21 protein-coding genes and 2 tRNA genes are annotated in these 19,193 nt (G+C 65.7%); 15 read left to right on the plus strand and 8 right to left on the minus strand.

Features of this window, described 5'->3' with window-relative positions:
• Together ACTDXD_RS21205 and ACTDXD_RS21210 are read left to right on the plus strand one after the other, a co-directional pair.
• Positions 1-435: an acyl-CoA thioesterase gene (locus ACTDXD_RS21205; RefSeq protein WP_440124207.1), complete on the plus strand. Its 435-nt coding sequence runs from the start codon at positions 1-3 to the stop codon at positions 433-435.
• The gene (locus ACTDXD_RS21210; protein WP_440124208.1) at positions 428-1,123 is read left to right on the plus strand and encodes a hypothetical protein; all 696 of its coding nucleotides are present in this window, start codon (positions 428-430) and stop codon (positions 1,121-1,123) included. The genes ACTDXD_RS21205 and ACTDXD_RS21210 overlap by 8 nt, the downstream gene beginning before the upstream one ends.
• Before the next feature lie 28 nt (positions 1,124-1,151).
• Here ACTDXD_RS21210 and ACTDXD_RS21215 read toward each other — a convergent pair whose 3' ends face one another.
• A complete protein-coding gene (locus tag ACTDXD_RS21215) occupies positions 1,152-1,544 on the minus strand; it encodes a globin (protein WP_440124209.1) in 393 nt (130 codons plus the stop codon).
• 189 nt (positions 1,545-1,733) lie between these two features.
• On the opposite strand from ACTDXD_RS21215, the gene ACTDXD_RS21220 reads away from it, so the two are divergent.
• The 3 genes from ACTDXD_RS21220 (at position 1,734) to ACTDXD_RS21230 (ending at position 3,171) form a co-directional block, all read left to right on the plus strand.
• Positions 1,734-2,360, plus strand: coding sequence for an HNH endonuclease (locus ACTDXD_RS21220; RefSeq protein WP_440124210.1), 627 nt, complete (start codon positions 1,734-1,736; stop codon positions 2,358-2,360).
• 87 nt (positions 2,361-2,447) lie between these two features.
• On the plus strand, positions 2,448-2,714 hold the full coding sequence (ctaJ, locus tag ACTDXD_RS21225; protein WP_169688562.1) for an aa3-type cytochrome oxidase subunit CtaJ: 267 nt from the start codon (positions 2,448-2,450) through the stop codon (positions 2,712-2,714).
• Positions 2,701-3,171 (plus strand): DUF5130 family protein, encoded by a 471-nt coding sequence (locus ACTDXD_RS21230; RefSeq protein WP_440124211.1) that lies wholly within the window; start codon positions 2,701-2,703, stop codon positions 3,169-3,171. Before ctaJ ends, ACTDXD_RS21230 begins: the two co-directional genes overlap by 14 nt.
• A 75-nt stretch (positions 3,172-3,246) precedes the next feature.
• On the opposite strand, the gene pepN is transcribed toward ACTDXD_RS21230, so the two are convergent.
• Both pepN and ACTDXD_RS21240 read right to left on the minus strand, forming a co-directional pair.
• Entirely contained in the window at positions 3,247-5,829 is a 2,583-nt protein-coding gene (gene pepN, locus ACTDXD_RS21235; protein ID WP_440124212.1) for an aminopeptidase N, read from the minus strand.
• Positions 5,830-5,892: 63 nt separating this feature from the next.
• A complete protein-coding gene (locus ACTDXD_RS21240) occupies positions 5,893-7,134 on the minus strand; it encodes an NAD(P)/FAD-dependent oxidoreductase (RefSeq protein ID WP_440124213.1) in 1,242 nt (413 codons plus the stop codon).
• Positions 7,135-7,313: 179 nt separating this feature from the next.
• On the opposite strand from ACTDXD_RS21240, the gene ACTDXD_RS21245 reads away from it, so the two are divergent.
• On the plus strand, positions 7,314-7,943 hold the full coding sequence (locus tag ACTDXD_RS21245) for a mycothiol-dependent nitroreductase Rv2466c family protein (RefSeq protein WP_440124214.1): 630 nt from the start codon (positions 7,314-7,316) through the stop codon (positions 7,941-7,943).
• Between the two features lie 75 nt (positions 7,944-8,018).
• Here ACTDXD_RS21245 and ACTDXD_RS21250 read toward each other — a convergent pair whose 3' ends face one another.
• Positions 8,019-8,654: an ABC transporter substrate-binding protein gene (locus ACTDXD_RS21250; protein ID WP_440124215.1), complete on the minus strand. Its 636-nt coding sequence runs from the start codon at positions 8,652-8,654 to the stop codon at positions 8,019-8,021.
• Between the two features lie 51 nt (positions 8,655-8,705).
• On the opposite strand from ACTDXD_RS21250, the gene ACTDXD_RS21255 reads away from it, so the two are divergent.
• Together ACTDXD_RS21255 and tnpB are read left to right on the plus strand one after the other, a co-directional pair.
• Positions 8,706-8,996: a hypothetical protein gene (locus ACTDXD_RS21255; RefSeq protein ID WP_440124216.1), complete on the plus strand. Its 291-nt coding sequence runs from the start codon at positions 8,706-8,708 to the stop codon at positions 8,994-8,996.
• Entirely contained in the window at positions 8,996-10,477 is a 1,482-nt protein-coding gene (tnpB, locus tag ACTDXD_RS21260; protein WP_440124217.1) for an IS607 family element RNA-guided endonuclease TnpB, read from the plus strand. Before ACTDXD_RS21255 ends, tnpB begins: the two co-directional genes overlap by 1 nt.
• Here the strand turns inward: tnpB and ACTDXD_RS21265 are convergent.
• Positions 10,454-10,873: a hypothetical protein gene (locus ACTDXD_RS21265; RefSeq protein ID WP_440124218.1), complete on the minus strand. Its 420-nt coding sequence runs from the start codon at positions 10,871-10,873 to the stop codon at positions 10,454-10,456. The genes tnpB and ACTDXD_RS21265 overlap by 24 nt on opposite strands.
• A 99-nt stretch (positions 10,874-10,972) precedes the next feature.
• Between ACTDXD_RS21265 and ACTDXD_RS21270 the strand changes: the two genes are divergently transcribed.
• Together ACTDXD_RS21270 and ACTDXD_RS21275 are read left to right on the plus strand one after the other, a co-directional pair.
• Positions 10,973-11,449 carry a ribose-5-phosphate isomerase gene (locus tag ACTDXD_RS21270; RefSeq protein WP_440124219.1) on the plus strand — a complete coding sequence of 159 codons (477 nt, stop codon included), beginning with the start codon at positions 10,973-10,975 and terminating at the stop codon, positions 11,447-11,449.
• Between the two features lie 3 nt (positions 11,450-11,452).
• Positions 11,453-12,250 carry an Fpg/Nei family DNA glycosylase gene (locus tag ACTDXD_RS21275; RefSeq protein WP_440124220.1) on the plus strand — a complete coding sequence of 266 codons (798 nt, stop codon included), beginning with the start codon at positions 11,453-11,455 and terminating at the stop codon, positions 12,248-12,250.
• A gap of 16 nt (positions 12,251-12,266) precedes the next feature.
• Here ACTDXD_RS21275 and ACTDXD_RS21280 read toward each other — a convergent pair whose 3' ends face one another.
• The 3 genes from ACTDXD_RS21280 to ACTDXD_RS21290 form a co-directional block, all read right to left on the minus strand.
• Entirely contained in the window at positions 12,267-13,052 is a 786-nt protein-coding gene (locus ACTDXD_RS21280) for a DUF1542 domain-containing protein (protein WP_440124221.1), read from the minus strand.
• A 53-nt stretch (positions 13,053-13,105) separates the two neighbouring features.
• On the minus strand, positions 13,106-14,272 hold the full coding sequence (locus ACTDXD_RS21285) for a WS/DGAT domain-containing protein (RefSeq protein ID WP_440124222.1): 1,167 nt from the start codon (positions 14,270-14,272) through the stop codon (positions 13,106-13,108).
• A 136-nt stretch (positions 14,273-14,408) separates the two neighbouring features.
• Positions 14,409-14,482, minus strand: a tRNA-Gly gene (locus tag ACTDXD_RS21290).
• Between the two features lie 163 nt (positions 14,483-14,645).
• Between ACTDXD_RS21290 and ACTDXD_RS21295 the strand changes: the two genes are divergently transcribed.
• The 5 genes from ACTDXD_RS21295 (at position 14,646) to clpX (ending at position 19,134) form a co-directional block, all read left to right on the plus strand.
• Positions 14,646-14,722 (plus strand) — tRNA-Pro (locus ACTDXD_RS21295).
• A 68-nt stretch (positions 14,723-14,790) separates the two neighbouring features.
• The gene (gene tig, locus ACTDXD_RS21300) at positions 14,791-16,179 is read left to right on the plus strand and encodes a trigger factor (protein ID WP_440124223.1); all 1,389 of its coding nucleotides are present in this window, start codon (positions 14,791-14,793) and stop codon (positions 16,177-16,179) included.
• A 110-nt stretch (positions 16,180-16,289) separates the two neighbouring features.
• Positions 16,290-16,916: an ATP-dependent Clp protease proteolytic subunit gene (locus tag ACTDXD_RS21305; RefSeq protein ID WP_132470665.1), complete on the plus strand. Its 627-nt coding sequence runs from the start codon at positions 16,290-16,292 to the stop codon at positions 16,914-16,916.
• Between the two features lie 49 nt (positions 16,917-16,965).
• Positions 16,966-17,628, plus strand: a complete 663-nt coding sequence (locus tag ACTDXD_RS21310) for an ATP-dependent Clp protease proteolytic subunit (protein ID WP_054716287.1) — start codon at positions 16,966-16,968, stop codon at positions 17,626-17,628.
• Between the two features lie 228 nt (positions 17,629-17,856).
• Positions 17,857-19,134 (plus strand): ATP-dependent Clp protease ATP-binding subunit ClpX, encoded by a 1,278-nt coding sequence (clpX, locus tag ACTDXD_RS21315; RefSeq protein ID WP_440124224.1) that lies wholly within the window; start codon positions 17,857-17,859, stop codon positions 19,132-19,134.
• The last annotated feature ends 59 nt before the right edge of the window (positions 19,135-19,193 follow it).

Raw genomic sequence — 19,193 nt, forward strand, 5'->3', positions numbered from 1 at the left:
GTGAGTGATGCGGGCCAGCAGTTCGGATTCCACACGGAAGTGACCGTGCGGTGGTCCGACATGGACGTCTTCCAGCACATCAACCACGCACGGATGGTGACTCTGCTCGAAGAAGCCCGCATACCGTGGCTGTTCGCCGACGGGCGACCCACCCAGAGCTTGCGCGAGGGCGCCGTGATCGCCGACCTCCACGTGCGCTATCGCAGACAGCTGCGACACGACGACGGCCCCCTCGACGTCATGATGTGGACCGAAAAGGTGCGCGCCGTCGACTTCACGATCGGTTACGAGGTACGACCAGGCGGTGCGCCCGCCGACTCGACACCCTCGATCGTCGCGTCCACCCAGATCGCCGCATTCGACATCGACGGGCAGAAACTCCGTCGGCTCACCGACGAGGAACGTGCCTACCTGCTTCGGTGGAAACGTGACTGACCTCACGTCGAGTTTCGGAGAGCGGGCGGTCGCACTCGCCGGCGAGAGCGACCGCACCGATCTCGCCGCCTTCCTCACCCGCGCACTGCGTCTCGACGAGGCCGCGGTCGTGAGGTTGCGGCGTCGTGGCGACGACGTGCTCAGCGCGTGGATCCAGACAGGATTCGATGTGCTCGCGGCTCGGCTCGTGCGAGGAACCGTCCACCCCGCAGACCTCTGTGTCGCCGCTGATTCGCTGCGCACCGCACTCACCGCGTCCGTGGGAGCCGCGAAGGCGATCGATCCGGGATGGGCGATGGACTCCGCGTGGCGCGGAGCACTGCCGCCGGACGAGGGATTTGCACATGTCGACGATGTTCCGGCCCGGGTTCTCGTCGAACTCGCCCAGCAGGGAGTCGCGCTGACACGGGACGCGGGTGCACAGGGGCCGCCTGCGTCGCTGCTGGCGCAGGAGGTGCTCGAGGTCAGCGGCGGTGAGACCGTCGTCGGTGTGCCCATGCGGATGGTGTTCGCGCTCGGGGCAATGGGGTTCGTGCCCACCACCGGCCGTGACCCGATGGCCGCTGACGGAATCGCCGCCGACGAGGTGGTACGGGTGCGGGCCTCGAACACCTGGATCCGCCTCGACGCCCGCTACGGATCGGTCTACCTGCGCAGAAGCGGAGGTCTCGGTCTGACCGTTCTCTGACGAAAGTCCGGAGCGAGACCTCGGCCGATCACACCGGCGAGTTCATCAGTGAATCCGCCGCCATATCGATGTAGTCGACCAGTTGCCGACGATGCGCGGAGTCGAGGGTCCGATCGTCGATCGAGGCGATCGCGGTGTGCATGCATCGCAACCAGGCGTCGCGCTCGAGGGGGCCGATCTTGAACGGATGATGGCGCATCCGCAGTCGCGGGTGACCGCGCTCGTCCGAATAAGTGCGTGGACCACCCCAGTACTGCTCGAGGAACATCCGCATGCGGCGCTCCGCCGGGCCGAGATCTTCCTCGGGGTAGAGGGGCCGGACGATCTCGTCCTTCGCCACCTCTTCGTAGAAGCGCGCGACGATCTTGCGGAAAGTGTCGGCGCCGCCGATTTCGTCGTAGAAGGTCTGCTGGTCGGTCATCGTTTTCTGCTTACCTCCCTCTCACCGGCCATTGTGCCCGTACGGGCACGGGTGCGCCCGTACGGGGTCGCTTACCCGCCGGTACCCGTAACACAGGATGTTCATCGGACAGTCCTTGATTCGTCCGCGGAAATCGGGTGCGATTCGGAGGTATCCGTGGTGCACTGTTTCCAGTCTTCCGGAGGTCGTATGAAGCACGGCAGCACAGCACATCGACAACTCCCGCCCGCGGACGTCCCGATCGGGACGCCGGGGGCCACCACATTGCATGTGGTACGCGACGACGTCGGACTGCCGGACTGGGTGAAACGTCGAGTGCTGCTGCTCAACGCCACCTACGAGCCGCTCACGGCGCTGCCTGCACGACGTGCCGTTGTTCTCATGGCCGGCGGTAAGGCCGACACCGTGCACGACGACCCGCTCGCGCCGATGGTCCGATCGGCCGAATGGTCGGTGCAGCTGCCGTCGGTGATCCGGTTGCGCACTTACGTCCGGGTGCCCTATCACGCTCGGGTGCCTATGACCCGGGCCGCGCTCATGCACCGCGACGGCAATCGCTGTGCATATTGCGGATCCAAGGCCGAGACGATCGATCATGTGGTTCCCCGCAGCCGCGGTGGTGCGCATGCCTGGGAGAACTGCGTTGCATGCTGTGCGCCCTGCAACCACAAGAAGGCCGACAAGCTACTGAGCGAACTCGGATGGACGTTGCGTGCGTCGCTGGTTCCGCCGAAAGGCAGACACTGGCGCCTGCTGGCCACGTTGCAGGACCTGCATCCGACCTGGCTTCCATACCTCGGCGAGGGTGCTGCCTGATCGGCGAGGCCGGGCAAGTGCCCTCTCGTCGGGACCAAATCCGGGGCATGTGAGGTCTTTCGCAGCCACCTGGGATACCTTCTCCGTGTGAGCATTCTCGAGACAACGCTGATATTCGTCGGCATTCCGCTGCTGATCGTTCTGGTCTTCGGGGCTATCTCCTGGACCGCGCCCCGCAAGCCCGGCCCGGCCGCGTCCGACCATCCGTACAAGCTCGGCGACGAATGGAACCACAGTGCACTGCTGTGGACCGCCGCCGACGAGGTGACCGAGCACGGTCGGCACGCGCATCACGGACACGTAGCCGGTGCACCGGCAGAGCTGATCGGAGGTACCGCAAGTGGCAAGTGGTGACGTGATTCATGCCCCGGCGCGCAGCGACGCGCCCCTGCCGCATGCCGCGGCGCTGACTCCGAGCGGCCGAATCTCCGAAGCTCGTGCCGACGGCATCGAGTTCGCGGGCCCGCCGTTCAAGGACGACGAGATGATCGCCCTCGACGACACGCTCACGTCTGCGATCCGAGCCACCGGTGTGCGCTTCAACGTATACATCGCCGATGCCTCGGACCCGGCTGCAGCCACTGACACGATCTTCCCGTCGACGCCCGAGGCGGAGAACTCGGTGCTCATCGCGGTGTACCCGAATCAGAAGGCCGTCGAGGTCCGTAGTGGACGCGATGCCGCCCAGGTCACCGACCGGATCGCTCAGCTCGGCGTGACCGCAGCGATCGGACCGTTCGGTCAGGGACAGCTCATCGACGGCATCATCAGCGCCGTTCGCGTGATCGCCAACGCGATCATCGCCCCGTAGGACCCGCTTCGGCCCGATGTCACCTTCGGTCACTTCGAGTGACCGAAGGTGACATCGGGCCGTATGCGTTCTATGTCAGGACGCGTCGAACGCCTGTGCCCGCAGCGACCGCACGATCCCGGCGCGCCCCTCGGTGATCAATCGGCGCAGCGCAGGAGGACGATCACCGGCAAGGAATTCGTCGGCCGCAGCGACCGAGGCCTCGCTGATCGACCAGGACGGATACAGGCCCACGACGACGGTCTGCGCGACCTCACTGGACCGGCGCTCCCACACATCGGGCACCTCCGCGAAATACCGCTCCACGTAGGGCTCGAGCAGCTCCGACTGACCGGCAGGCGCGAAACCGCCGATGATCGAACGGGCAGTGATGTTCGGAACGGTATCGTCGCCGACCACTGTCCGCCAGACCTGGGCTTTGACCTCTTCCTGCGGACGCGCCGCACGTGCCGCCGCTGCCTGCCGGGCACCGGCCGCGGTCGGGTCGCGCTCGGCTTCCGCGTCGATGAACGGCGACTCCACTCCCTCTGCGTCGACTTCACCTGCGGCTGCGAGCGCCTGCACGAGACGCCACCGCAGATCGGTGTCGACAACCAGGCCGGGCAGTCCGACCTTCGCCGGATCACCGCCGAGCAGCTCTTCGAACACTTCGGTGTGCCACGGTGAGAGCCGAGCTGTGGACAGGGCGTTGACGAAGGCGAGCTGATGGTCCGATCCCGGCTCCGCTTCACGTGCCAGCTCGAGTAGCCGGTTCGCGTAGTCGCTCCAACCCGAGGCGTCGGCCCATGCGGGGTCGGCGTAGCTGCCGACTGCCGTGTGCGCCTGCATCAGCAGGCGTTGCACGACACCCACCTCGGTCTCTGCGGCGATGCCGCGCTGTACCAGTGCAACGAAATCGCGCGCTTTGAGTTCGGCCTGCCGGGTCATCTCCCACGCCGCCGACCACACCAGCGTGCGCGGTAGCGACTCGGCGATGTCGCCGACGCGTTCGATCACGGTACCGAGCGAGTCGTCGTCCAGCCGGACCGAGCAGTAGGTCAGATCGTCGTCGTTGACGAGCACGAACTTGCCGCGATCCACGCCGACGAGTTCGGGGATGTCGGTGCGCTCGGCTGCGTCGACGTCGACCTCGACGCGGTGGGTGCGCACGAGTGTGCCCGAACCGTTGTCGTCGTAGACACCGATGGCGAGGCGATGCACGCGGAACTCACCGGCTCCGGGCTGCGCGCCCTCCTGCACGACTGCGAAACGCGTGAACTTGCCGTCGGCGTCGAGCTCGAAGTCGGGGCGCAGAATGTTCAGACCCGTCGTCTTGAGCCACTGGGCACCCCACCCCGACAGGTCGCGGCCCGAGGACTTCTCCAGCGCGGCCAGCAGATCGTCGAAGGTGGCGTTGCCGAAGGCGTGGTCGCGGAAGTATGCGCGCAGGCCTTCGAGGAACGGCTCCTGCCCGACATAGGCGACGAGCTGCTTGAGGACCGAGGCGCCCTTCGCGTAGGTGATGCCGTCGAAGTTGACCTCGACGGCGGCGAGATCGGGGATGTCCGCGGCGATCGGGTGAGTGGACGGCAGCTGATCCTGCCGGTATGCCCACGACTTCTCGACGTTGGCGAACGTCGTCCACGCGTTGGTGTATTCGGTTGCCGAGGCCTGCGAGAGGACGGATGCGAACGTCGCGAAGGACTCGTTGAGCCACAGGTCGTCCCACCAGCGCATCGTGACCAGATCGCCGAACCACATGTGTGCCATCTCGTGCAGGATGGTTTCGGCGCGTCGCTCGTAGGAGTAGCGGGTGACCTTGGAGCGGAAGACGTAGTCCTCGAGGAACGTCACGGCGCCGGCGTTCTCCATTGCGCCGGCATTGAACTCCGGCACGAACAGCTGGTCGTACTTGCCGAAGGCGTACGGCATGCCGAAGTTCTCGTGATAGAAGCCGAACCCCTGTTTGGTCTCCGTGAACAGGCGCTCGGCGTCCATGAACTCGGCCAGGGACGCGCGGCAGTAGAGGCCGAGAGGGATCGTGCCGTGCTCGTCGGTGTAGGTGTCGGTCCACTCGGCGTACGGGCCCGCGATGAGCGCGACGAGGTAGGTGCTCATCCGCGGCGTGGTTCGGAAGAGGTGCTGACCGGGCGACGCCGCGGTGGTCTGCACGGTCTCGGAGTTCGAGATCACCTTCCAGTCCGAGGGCGCGGTCACGGACAGAGTGAAGGTGGCCTTCAGGTCGGGCTGGTCGAAGCACGCGAACATCCGCTTGGCGTCGGCCGTCTCGAACTGCGAGTACAGGTACACCGCGTCGTCGGTCGGGTCGACGAATCGGTGAAGACCCTCGCCGGTGTTCGTGTACATGCAGTCTGCGTCGACCACGAGTTCGTTGCGCGCGGCGAGTCCGGACAACGCGATGCCGGTGTCCTCGCTGTATCCGGCCATATTCACGGGGGAGCCGTTGAGTGTCGCCGAATGCACGGTCTGTGCGATCAGATCGATGAAGGTCGACGCACCCTCCGTCGCATCGAACGTCACCGTGGTGACGGAGCGGAAAGTGGTGGCTCCCGGCCCTCCGGACCCATCGGTGAGGTCGAGGACGACGGTGTAGTTGTCGACGCGCAGGACCGCTGCCCGCTCGGCGGCCTGCTCACGGGTCAGGTTCGGTGGTGCCACAGGAGAACTCCTTCTCACGACGGGATGTCGGTCGGGATCCATCCCATCATGGTGGGGCCGCGTTCAGGTGGCGACGTCCGCCAACGGCACGTTCGCGTCGGCGAGACGGACGGGGTCGACGCGCGAACCCGACGCGATGAGTGCGCGGATGTCGTCGCCCGCGTCCCAGATGTTCACGTTCATGCCTGCCCTCACCGTGTTGTCGTCGTCGAGCCAGAACGCGAGGAATTCGTGTTCCGCCACGTCTCCTCGGGTGACCACGTGCGCGTCGGATGGGGCGAGCCCCACGTATTCCATCCCGAGGTCGTACTGGTCGGTGAAGAAGTAGGGCAGCCGGTCGTAGGAGGCGTCGATTCCGAGCATCGTGGCCGCGGCCACTGCAGGCTGATTGAGCGCGTTGGCCCAGTGCTCCACCCGGACACGGCACCCGAGTGTGGGATGCTCGGCCGCCGCGATGTCGCCGACCGCAACGATGTCGGGATCGCTTGTGACCAGTGATGCGTCGACGAGCACTCCGGTGTCGACGTCGAGACCGGCCTCCCGGGGGAGTTCGACATTCGGTGCTGCGCCGACAGCGACGAGCACCGCGTCGGCTCCCACCGTTGTACCGTCAGCGAGAACGACACCGGTGGCGCGGCCGCCCGCGACGGCGATCTCGGCCACGGAAGCCCCGAGCCGCAGGTCCACGCCATGGGACCGGTGCAGGTCGGCGAACACCGCGCCCATTTCCTGGCCCAGCGTCGCGGACAGAGGAGTGTGCGCCGACTCGATCACCGTGACCTCAGCGCCGCGGCCTCGTGCGCCCGCCGCGATCTCGAGACCGATCCACCCGGCCCCGATGATCGCCAGACGAGCGGCAGTGCCATCGTCGCGGCGGATCGCGGCGAGGAGTTCGTCGGCTTCCCCGACGGTGCGCAGGACGTGAACTCCCGGCGCATCGGCGCCGGGCAGTGGGAGGCGCCGGGGTCGCGATCCGGTCGCGAGTGCCAGCTTGTCGTAGTGGACCGTCGAGCCGTCCGGCAACGACACCGTGTGCGCGGCGGGGTCGATCGCGGTGACCGTCGTCCCGAGACGAAGGTCGACACGGTGGTCCCGGTACCAGTCGCCGCGCTGCACGGTGAAGTCGAGAAGTCTCTTGGCGCCGGCGAAGTACTCCTTCGACAGCGGCGGTCGCTCGTACGGCAGATGCTCCTCGGCGCCGATCAGTACGACCCGGCCCGGAAAATCGCGTGCACGCAGTTCCTCCGCCACCTTTGCGCCGGCGAGTCCGGCACCGACGATCACGAAGGTCTTCTCACCAGACATCGCATGACCTCTCGTTCGCTTGTCCGTACGCGATGGCGCTACGTCGCTCGATGCGCTACGTCCCGGGTCTTCGTGTCCGACGGTACGGGGACCGCGCGTGACTGCGGCGAAGATCGGGAAGAATGCCCCGCGGGACTGTGTTGCACCCTCTGCAAACCGATCCGTGTGAGGAGACCGTCTTGAGCAACCAGACAACCGGTGCCGCCGGTAAGGACACCGCCGACTTCTGGTTCGACCCGCTTTGCCCGTGGTGCTGGATCACCTCGCGGTGGATTCTCGAAGTCACCAAGGTCCGCGATATCGAAGCACGCTTCCATGTGATGAGCCTCGCCGTCCTCAACGAAGGCCGTGAGCTGCCCGACGACTACGCCGAGATGATGAAGACGGCGTGGGGGCCAGTGCGTGTGGCGATCGCCGCATCTCAGAAGTATGGCGACGAGATTCTCGAGGGTCTCTATACCGCAATGGGCACCCGCATCCACAACGAGGGAAACAAGGACTTCACCGACGTCGTCGCCGGTGCCCTTGCAGAGCTGGACCTCGACCCTGTCCTTGCGCAGGCCGCCGACAGCCAGGACTATGACGAGGCGCTACGCGCAAGTCACGCGAAGGGGATGGATGCGGTGGGCCCTGACGTGGGTACCCCCACGATCCACGTCAACGGTGTTGCGTTCTTCGGGCCGGTGTTGTCGAAGATCCCGCGTGGTGAAGACGCGGGCAAGGTGTGGGACGGAGTGGTTGCGCTCGCGTCGTACCCGCACTTCTTCGAGCTCAAGCGCAGCCGCGACGAAGATCCGTCGTTCGACTGATCATCCGGCTATGACTACGGTGCCCCTCCTGCTCGCACGAGCAGGAGGGGCACCGTAGTCCTGGTGGAGGTGGAATCAGCCGAGTGTGGCCTCGAGGTCGTCGAGGATGGTGTTCGCACCCACCACGCCGATGCCGACCATCCAGGTCTCGTCCTCGAATTCGTGGACGTTTCCTGCCGCGACACCGGGCTGTGCGCCCCAGAGCCCGGTCACCGCTGCCATCGTGGTTGCGGCCGGATCGCCTCCGGGGTTGGTGAAGAAGACGACCTCGCCGTCGATCTCGGTGTAGTTCTCGGGGATCTCGGTGTAGTTCTCGGGGCTGAGTTCGAGCATCGAGTACTCGTTCCACGCGCGGTCTGCGCCGAGGTCGTAGCCGACTTGGGTGAGGATCGTGCCGGAGAAGGTGTCGGGACCGTACAGACGGAAGTTGTCCGGCCGGAACCGCACCATCGAGGCGGTCTGTCCTTCGGCACCGATCTCGTCGCCGATCTGTGCGGCACGTTCCTCGACCCCGGTGAGCAACGTTTCCATCCGATCCGTCTCGCCTACCGCGGCGGCGGTGATGCGGGCCTGCTCCTCCCAGTCGGTTCCAGAGTTCACGGAGAAGACCGTCGGCGCGATCGCCGAGAGCTGCTCGTAGAGCGCCTCGTGTCGCACCTGCGCGCCGATGATGAGATCGGGGTTACGAACTGCTCGACATTCTGTGAGCAAATGTGAACAAACATGATCGAATGTGTTCACAAGGTGTGTGAAGCCGACCGAATGGGCGCACCCACAGGCTACATGTCGGACCCCTCTGCGAGCATGATCCTCGTGACGTACCGCAACCGTCCGGTCCGGCTCGGAGCCCTGCACCCAACGGCGGCCCTGCCGGCGCAGGGCTGCAGGATCGTGGCGGGCGACCATGGCCAGCAACACGATCCGGTGCGGGACCTCATCGAGGATCCGACCTCGAGGTGTCCCCGCCTCTACCGCCACAGCCGTGCGCGCACTCGTGCGATGCGGGCGGTCACTGCCACCCCACAGGACATACCCGAACCGCAGGTCGCGTGATGGCGCGCTTCGAAATCCCGGACGGCTGGACCGCGCAGGCCTACCAGTTCGCTCTCGACCCCACACCCACCCAGGTGCGGGCATTCCGCTCGCACGCGGGCGGGGCCCGTAAGGCGCACAACACGATGCTCGCCGCCGTGAAAGCGGTCATGAACCAGCGGCAGGCCGAACGCACCTACGGTCTCACCGACGACGAGTTGACACCCGCATTGGGATGGTCACTGCCTGCGTTGCGCAAGCAGTGGAACGCCCGCAAGCACGAGGTGGCGCCGTGGTGGGCCGAGAACTCCAAAGAGGCCTACAACTCCGGGTTGGACGCGCTCGCTCGGGGATTGGACGCGTGGTCGACGTCCCGCAAAGGTACGCGGGCCGGGAAAACCATCGGGTTCCCGAAATTCAAGACCGCGAAGTCCCGCCGGTCGGTGCGGTTCACCACCGGAACGATCCGTGTCGAGACCGACCGACGCCATGTCACCCTCCCGAGGTTGGGGCGGATCCACACCTGCGAGTCCACCCGGAAACTGGCCCGCCGCCTCGAGGCGGGCACCGCCCGGATACTGTCCGCCACCCTGAGTGAGGATTCGGCCGGTCGGTGGCACGTCGCCTTTCAGGTGTTGGTGCAGCGCGCGGTCGCGGTACCCGGTCACATCGGGGCCGGTGAGCCGGTGGTCGGTGTCGACGTCGGCGTCAAGGCCGATTCCCTGATCGTTGTCGCGACGCCGGACGGACGCGAACTCGACCGGGTTCCGGCACCGAAGTCCCTGACCGCAGCCCAAGCCCGGCTGCGGGCCTTGCAGCGCAGGGTCGCGCGGCAGCACGGCCCCTACGATGTGGCCACCGAGACGAAGCAGAAACCGTCGAAACGCTGGATCACACAGCAACGCCGGATCGGCCGCACCCACGCCCACGCCGCTGCGGTGCGCCGCGACGTGGTGCACAACGCCACCACCGAGTTGGCGCAGCGGCATCGGGTGATCGCGGTGGAAACATTGAACGCGAGTGGGATGCGGTCGGCGGGTGGGGCGCGGAAGAGGGGCCTGAACCTGGCTCTGTCCGACGCGGCGTTGGTGCAGGTCCGCCGGATGCTCGGCTACAAAACCACGTGGTACGGCTCGGTGTTGGTGGAGGCCGGCCGGTACTTTCCGTCCAGTAAATTGTGTTCGGGGTGTGGCAGGCGAAAACCAAACCTGGCTCTCGCGGACCGGATGTATGTGTGTGACCACTGCGGAGTGACGATCGATCGTGATCGTAATGCCGCGATCAACCTCGCCCGCCTCGGCGAGACTCAGCGCATGGGTGCTACGGGGACCGGTACCGGGAGTAGCCCGGCCGCCACCGATTCGGGTGGGGACGGACGTGGAGCCACGCGGGAGTCCGCGACTACGGGAGTGGTCAACGCTGCAGGCGAGGAAGCGTCAACCCGGCACCAGCAGTTGCTGGGTGAGACCGGGACTGTCTCATCGGAAGGTGAGGCTGCCTGATGAAGAAGCACCCAGAGCGTGCTCACGTTTGCTCACCAGAAGGCAACGGTTCAGGCTTGCGATGGCCTCGAGATCGGGCTCCATCGTCGAGCCGACGATCTCGATGCCCGCAAGGTCATCGGCGAGGTACGCGGGAACGCCGGTCGCGGCACCTGATTCGGTGGCGCCGACCGGCGTGATGCCGAGGGCGTCGAGGTGCGGGGAGTCGATGACGACTATGCGCTCGGGAGTGCCTTCGATCGTCGTCTCACCCATGGCGTGCTCCACGGTGTAGGACTCGTCTGAGGGTGCTGCCTCGTCCGACGAGGTCGAGGCACAGGCCGACATGAGAACTGCTGTCGCGGCAGCGGCCGCGACCAGGAGGACGCGTGTCGATCGTCCTTGTGATGTGAACATTCGCTCAACTTAACGGGTCGGGTTAGGTGAGGGAAACCTCAGTCCCCGGGTGATGCCAGCGATTCAAGTCCGCCGAAGACTCCTGGCTAGACTCTGCCCATGCGCGTTTACCTGGGAGCCGACCATGCCGGTTTCGAACGGAAGAATCAGATCATCGAGCACCTGACGGCGAACGGTCACGAAGCCGTCGATTGCGGTGCCTTCGAATACGACGCACTCGACGACTACCCGGCGTTCTGCATCGAGGCCGCACGCCGCACCGTTGCGGACCCGGGCAGCCTCGGCCTCGTCCTCGGAGGCAGCGGCAACGGCGAGCAGATCGCCGCGAACAAGGTCCCCGGTGCGCGCTGCGCGCTCGCTTGGAGCGTCGAGACGGCGAAGCTCGCCCGTGAGCACAACAATGCCCAGCTGATCGGTATCGGCGGCCGGATGCACTCGCTCGAGGAGACGCTCGCGATCGTCGACGCCTTCCTGTCGACGGAGTGGTCGAACGAGGAACGCCACCAGCGTCGCATCGATATTCTCGCGGCATACGAGACCTCCGGGGATGCCCCTGCGGTGCCGGGCGCGAACTGACCGGTGCCCGAAGGACACATCCTGCACCGGCTCGCCCGGTTGCACCACCAGTGGTATGCGGGTGCGCCGGTGCGGGTATCGAGTCCTCAGGGACGTTTCGAGGACGGCGCGGCCACCGTGAGCGGCCGCGTGCTCACCCACGCGGATGCGTGGGGAAAGCACCTTTTCCACCACTACGAAGGCGCGCTCACGGTGCACGTGCACCTCGGCATCTACGGCGCATTCACCGACTCCGAGCTTCCGCTCGGAGAGCCTGTGGGTCAGGTTCGGATGCGGATGGTCGGATCCGGGCACGGTAGTGATCTGCGCGGCCCGGCTGCGTGTGAGGTGCTCACCGAGGGCGAGGTCGACGCCATCGAAGCGCGTCTCGGTCCCGACCCGCTGCGCGCCGATGCCGAACCGGAGCGGGCGTGGGCGAGGATCAGCCGTTCCCGCAGTCCGATCGGTGGTCTGCTCATGGACCAATCGGTGATCGCAGGGGTCGGCAATGTGTACCGGGCCGAGGTGTTGTTCCGGCACGGCATCCATCCCGAGAGACCGGGAAAGAACCTCTCACACGCCGAATTCGATGCACTCTGGGCTGATCTGGTCGAGTTGATGCAGGTGGGAATGGCGAGGGGCCGCATGCATGTCGTGCGCGTCGAACACGATCAGGGCGCGCCGGCCTATGCGAAGGATCGGCCCCGTACCTATGTGTACCGACGGACCGGCGAGCCGTGCCGAGTCTGCGGCACGCCGGTACTCCACAAGGTGATGGGCGCGCGGAATCTGTTCTGGTGTCCGGTCTGTCAGTCCGACTGAGACGAGTTCGTCGACATCAGAAGTCGAACCCACCGAACTCGAACCCGCCGTCGAAGCCCCCGCCGTCGAAGCCACTGTCACCGTCGAACCCGCTGCTGCCGTCGCCACCGCCGAGATCGTCGTTGCCTCCGACCTCATCCGGGGCACCGCCCGTGCCGTCCGCTGCACCGCTCTCGAATGCCTGTGCGTCGTACGGCACACCGGCCATGCCTGCGAACAACGATGAGAACAGCAGCATCGACCCGACTCCCCACGCGCCCGCGACGAGCGCAGGTTTCCACCATGGCTCCGAGTACCACCCTGCCGGGACCGGACGGCCCGCGACTCGGCCCCCTGGAAAGTAGTTCGGTGTGCGCGCGGACGGGGACGGCGACGCAGCGACCTGACGGCCCTCGAACTCGACCTGCCGTTCCTCGGTCACGGCCCCGGCCGATTTCTGTCCGTCGAGAGTAGGGATCTCCGGACCGGGATCCATGCCCATCGCGGTGCGGGCAGCGCGGATGTAGTAGAGCCCTTCGAGCGCGGTCTGCTTCGCGAGCCGGGCCTGGACGGGCGACTGCGCCTGGTCGATCTGTGAGCCCGCCGCGGTGAAGCGTTCGGCGGCGTCGGCGAGTGACTGACGGGACGCGTCGTCGGTACCGGTGAGGTTGTAGACCTGGCCTCCGAGCCGTTCGATGGCCTGACGGGCCTCGGCTTTGGCGTCATCGAGGTTGCCGGCGGCGTGGCGAGTGGTGGATTTCTGTGAGCGGGCCACGAAGTACACGACAACCGCCACAGCGGCGAATATCAGCAGGAGTTCCACGGTGAGTCCCTACGACGAGGTCTTCCGGTCTGCGCTCCAGCGTACCGACTCGGTCAGCTGTCGAGGACGGTCCGCAGACCCGTGCGCAGGCATTCGTCGAACACTGTGTGGTCGGGCACCGCGGCGGGGTCGACAGTGAGACCGACACAGCACATGTCCAGGTACGACATCAGGGTTGCGTTGATCGCCGACCCCAGGGTGCGGCCGAAACCGTAATAGCGGGCGATGCCGGCGCCCGCTACGAACAGTGGGGTCGCCGAACCTGGGACCGTGCAGGTCAGCACGTCGTCGTGACCGAACATCCGCGTGCTGGGAAGTGCGCTCGGGTCGTCGGGCATGCCCGCGGTCACACGGTCGATGCGCTGCATCAAGGCGACGGGTCCGTCGTCGATCTCGGTGCCGCCGAGGCAGACCTGAGCGGGCTCCTCGGATCCGGCACCGGGGATCGCGGCGAACAGATCGTCCGCGGGGGAGCCGTGCATGTGCCGATACGACGCATATCCGAGGAGCACAGCGGCTGCGACACCGCTTTCGAGTCCGCAACCGGCGCGCCCCGCTGCGGCTCTCATCTCGCCCCGGGGGATGTCGAGGGTATGGAGTCGGTGCGGGCCGCTCGTCGGGAGAGCATGGTGCGGGAGTGGTTGCGACGCCGGTGTGACGATTGCCTTCACCAGGTCGGTGGTGCTGCCCACGACAAGTTCGGTCGACGAGCGAATCGCTTCCGCAGTGTGTTCCGACAGGCTGCGCAGCCACGTCCATACCGAGCCGTGGTGTTCGCGGTCGGTCTGCCCGGGTGCACCGTGTCCGCCCCGTTCGGGACGGACGATGCTGATCACGAGCGCTGCCTGGCCACCGGTCAGGCCGTCCACGAGCGTGAGGCCCCAGCTCGCACGAGGGCTCTCGATGGTCTCGGGGACGGCGGGCGTCAGCGCCAGCACGTCCGGGAAACCGGCGGTGCCCGTCAGCGATATCCGGTCGAGGTGCCACGGTGCATCGTCGTACTCAGCACTGCGACGAGTGACATCGAGTCCGATGGGAACCTCGACCACCCTGTGCCGGAACGCCGCTGCTTCCAGGTTTCCGGGCGCGAGCATCGCGGTGACACGATCCCATTCCGGAACGGCGTCGAGAAGTACTGCAGCGACGACGGACGACCGCGAGGCGGCGGCGGCCCCCGCCGCGCCGGACCTCATCGACGTGCGGTCGGGTGTCTCGCTCACACTGGCGACGCTCTCACAGCAGTCGGGTGTTCGGTCTCGGATTCGAGTCGGCGTCGGGGGATCGAGTCGAAACGGTGATCCGGGCGGTGCAGAAACGAGAACCGCCCGAGATCTCGATGAGATCCGGGCGGTTCGCTGGAGGGGATGACGGGAATCGAACCCGCGTAGCCAGTTTGGAAGACTGGGGCTCTACCATTGAGCTACATCCCCGTGCCTGTGGCTTCGTCGGTGCTCACCGGGTGGTTTTCCGGTGTTCTCCGGCGTTCGCCGCTTGCAGGATGAGACTGTACCGAACCCGGCTTTGGAATTCATAATCGGGGGGCCGTAGGATTCAGTCCGGCCCCCGGCACCGCGGCGGGAGCAGTAGGTACGACGGGATGTGGCGCAGCTTGGTAGCGCATCCGCTTTGGGAGCGGAGGGTCGCAGGTTCGAATCCTGTCATCCCGACCAGATCGAACAGCGTCAGGGCGCTCAGTAGTGAGAACGAACGACCGACAAGAGCACGACAAGAAGGAGTCATGTCCGTGAAGAGCACCGTCGAGCAGCTGAGCCCGACGCGAGTCCGTATCAACGTTGAGGTGCCCTTCGAGGAGCTCCAGCCTGATTTCGACCGCGCCTTCAAGTCCCTCGCAGGTCAGGTGCGGATCCCCGGATTCCGTCCCGGCAAGGCCCCGCGCAAGATCCTCGAGGCTCGCGTCGGTCGCGGTGCGGTGCTCGAGCAGGTCGTCAACGACGCGATCCAGTCGCGCTACTCCGAGGCAGTGACCACAAACGAGGTCAAGGCCATCGGTCAGCCGGAGATCGACATCACGAAGCTCGAGGACAACGTCGAACTCGTCTTCGCTGCCGAGGTCGACGTACGCCCCGAGGTCACCCTCCCCGACTTCTCCGAGATCGCGGTCACCGTCGATCCCGTCGAGATCTCCGACGAGGACATCGAGGAGCAGCTGCTGTCGCTGCGGCAGCGTTTCGGAACGCTCACCGGTGTCGAGCGCGCTGTGCAGGACGGCGACTTCGTGTCGATCGACCTGTCGGCCACTGTCGACGGCGAAGAGGTCACCGAAGCTGCCACAGAGGGTCTGTCCCACGAGGTCGGCTCCGGCCAGCTCATCGAGGGCCTCGACGAAGCTGTCGTCGGGCTCGAGGCCGGCGGGTCGAAGGAGTTCACCTCCACGCTCGTCGCAGGTGAGTACGCGGGCAAGGAAGCCGTCGTCACCGTCAAGGTGAACACGGTCAAGGAACGCGAGCTTCCCGCTGAGGACGACGAGTTCGCCCAGCTCGCGAGCGAGTTCGACACCCTCGACGAACTGAAGGCAGACCTGCGTGAGCGTGTCGGCCGCGTCAAGCAGGTCGAGCAGGCAGGTCAGATCCGCGACAAGGTGCTCGAAGAGCTTCTCGAGAAGGTCGAGGTGCCGCTGCCCGAGGCAGTCGTTCAGGCCGAGATCGACAGTGCCCTGCACGACGCGATTCACGAACTCGACCACGACGAGGCCGAGCTCGACAAGCTGCTCGAGGCCCAGGGTTCGAGCCGCGAAGAGTTCGACAAGGAAGCTCGCGAGTCGGCAGAGCGGTCCGTCAAGACCCAGCTGCTCCTCGATGCGATTGCCGAGTCGGAGAACACGACGGTCGAGCAGGAAGAGCTGACCGAGCGGATCTTCTTCCAGGCGCAGCGCTACGGCATCCCGCCGGAGCAGTTCATCCAGCAGATCAGCCAGGCCAACCAGCTCGGCGCGATCTTCGCGGACGTTCGTCGCGGCAAGGCTCTCGGCACGGTCGTCGACCGTGTCGAGGTCACCGACACCACCGGCGCGACCGTCGACACCTCCGAGCTCTTCGGTGGCGCGAAGGCCGACTCGGACGCAGCTGCCGAGGACGCCGAGGCGACCGAGGAGAAGGCATCCGAGTAATCGGATCTTTTCCGCTTTGAGCGAAGAAGGGCGGCACCGGGCATCCGGTGCCGCCCTGTTTCGTTACTGTCAATGACAGCAATCCACGATTGACGAGAAGGCAGGTACCCGTGACTCCTCAGAATCCGGCGACATCCATCGGTCCGACGATGACCTCGGCCACCGCTGGGCTGAACCTCAGCGACTCGGTGTACGAACGCCTGCTCCGCGAGCGCATCATCTTCCTCGGCACCCAGGTCGACGACGACATCGCCAACAAGCTCTGCGCGCAGATCCTGTTGCTGTCGGCGGAAGACCCGACCCGCGACATCTCGCTGTACATCAACTCCCCGGGTGGTTCGGTCACCTCGGGCATGGCGATCTACGACACGATGAAGTTCGTGGAGTGCGATGTGGCGACCTTTGCGATGGGTCTGGCTGCGTCGATGGGGCAGTTCCTCCTCTCGGCAGGAACCAAAGGCAAGCGTTACGCTCTGCCGCACGCGCGGATCATGATGCATCAGCCGTCCGCCGGTATCGGTGGTACTGCCAGCGATATCGCCATCATGGCCGAGCAGTTCGCACACACCAAGCGTGAGATGGCCGAGCTGATCGCCGAGCACACCGGGCAGACCGTCGAGCAGATCACCCTCGACTCGGACCGCGACCGCTGGTTCACGGCACAGCAGGCACTCGAATACGGCTTCGTCGACCACGTCGTCGCGCGGGCCCAGCAGGCCGGCGGCACGTCGAACTAGTCCACGAGGCCCCGACCCGCTCCACGTCCCACACTTTCTTGGAGAAGCGATGACCAACATGTTCGATCCGCGCCAGCTCGGCGGCCAGGCCCCGAATTCACCGGCGAGCCGTTACATCCTCCCGTCGTTCATCGAGCACTCGAGCTACGGCGTCAAGGAATCCAACCCGTACAACAAGCTCTTCGAAGAGCGCATCATCTTCCTGGGAGTCCAGGTCGACGACGCGTCCGCGAACGACGTCATGGCTCAGCTGCTCGTGCTCGAGTCGCTCGATCCCGACCGCGACATCACCATGTACATCAATTCGCCCGGTGGTTCGTTCACGTCGCTGATGGCGATCTACGACACCATGCAGTACGTCCGCGCCGACATCACTACTGTGTGCCTCGGTCAGGCGGCCTCGGCGGCAGCCGTGCTGCTCGCGGCAGGGACCCCGGGTAAGCGCCTTGCGCTGCCGAACGCCCGCGTGCTCATCCACCAGCCGGCCACCGGCGGCATCCAGGGTCAGGTCTCCGACCTCGAGATCCAGGCCGCAGAGATCGAGCGTATGCGCCGCTTGATGGAAACGACGCTGGCCAAGCACACCGGTAAGGATCCCGAACAGATTCGCAAGGACACCGATCGGGACAAGATCCTCACGGCAGCCGAGGCGGTCGAGTACGGTCTGATCGACAACGTGCTCGAATACCGCAAGTTGTCTGCTCAGGCATAGTCACGCCCGGCCCGGTCGAACCCCCTGAGTGTGTTCGGCCGGGCCGTTGTGCAGGGTGTGAGCTGCGCCCCTGTCGGCGCGCACAAATATGACCGGAAACGCGGAGAACCTGTCGACCCGCGTACCGAAGTCCGGGTACGGTCGATCAAAGGGCCCGCTCCCCGGGCCGGCGTTCGTCGACGGACACGGGATCGGTTGCACGCACACGAGGAAGTAGGGACCTGACAGATGGCACGTATCGGTGACGGCGGGGATCTGCTCAAGTGCTCGTTCTGCGGAAAGAGCCAGAAGCAGGTCAAGAAGCTCATAGCGGGCCCCGGGGTCTACATCTGCGACGAGTGCATCGACCTCTGCAACGAGATCATCGAAGAGGAACTTGCCGAAACCAACGAGGTCAAGCTCGACGAACTGCCCAAGCCGGCCGAGATCCGGGAATTCCTCGACAATTATGTGATCGGCCAGGATTCTGCGAAGCGGTCGCTCGCAGTGGCCGTCTACAACCATTACAAGCGCATCCAGGCCGGTGACAAGACGCGTGATGCACGCGGTGAGTCGGTCGAACTCGCCAAGTCGAATATTCTTCTGCTCGGGCCCACCGGCTGTGGCAAGACCTACCTCGCCCAAACTCTCGCGAAGATGCTCAACGTGCCGTTCGCGATCGCCGATGCCACCGCTCTCACGGAGGCCGGATATGTCGGTGAAGACGTCGAGAACATCCTCCTCAAACTGATTCAGGCTGCCGACTACGACGTCAAGCGCGCCGAGACCGGCATCATCTACATCGACGAGGTCGACAAGATTGCGCGCAAGAGCGAGAACCCGTCGATCACTCGCGATGTGTCGGGCGAGGGTGTCCAGCAGGCGCTGCTGAAGATCCTCGAGGGTACGCAGGCGTCGGTGCCACCGCAGGGCGGCCGCAAGCATCCGCATCAGGAGTTCATCCAGATCGACACCACGAATGTGCTGTTCATCGTCGCCGGTGCTTTTGCTGGTCTCGAGCGGATCGTTTCCGACCGAGTCGGCAAGCGGGGGATCGGTTTCGGCGCCGAGGTGCGGTCGAAGGCAGAGATCGACACCACCGATCACTTCGCCGACGTCATGCCGGAAGACCTGATCAAGTTCGGGCTCATACCCGAATTCATCGGTCGCCTGCCGATTGTCGCGTCGGTGACCAACCTCGACAAGGACTCGCTCGTCGAGATTCTGTCGGAGCCGAAGAACGCACTCGTCAAGCAATACGTGCGACTGTTCGAGATGGATGGGGTCGAGCTCGATTTCACCAGGGACGGACTCGAGGCCGTCGCCGACCAGGCGATCCTGCGCGGTACCGGTGCCCGCGGGCTTCGTGCAATCATCGAAGAGGTCCTGCTGCCGGTGATGTACGACATCCCGAGCCGCGATGATGTCGAGAAGGTTGTCATCACCGCAGAAACCGTGACCGACAACGTGCTCCCGACGATCGTGCCACGCAAGCCCGATCGCGAACGCCGCGACAAGAGCGCCTGACGCGCTCCCGGTTTCGACCGAGTACTGCCCCTGCGGCACCTGTCGGGGGCCGAGTTCCG

The sequence above is a fragment of the Rhodococcus sp. SJ-3 genome (genome assembly GCF_051918125.1).
GTDB lineage: Bacteria > Actinomycetota > Actinomycetes > Mycobacteriales > Mycobacteriaceae > Rhodococcus.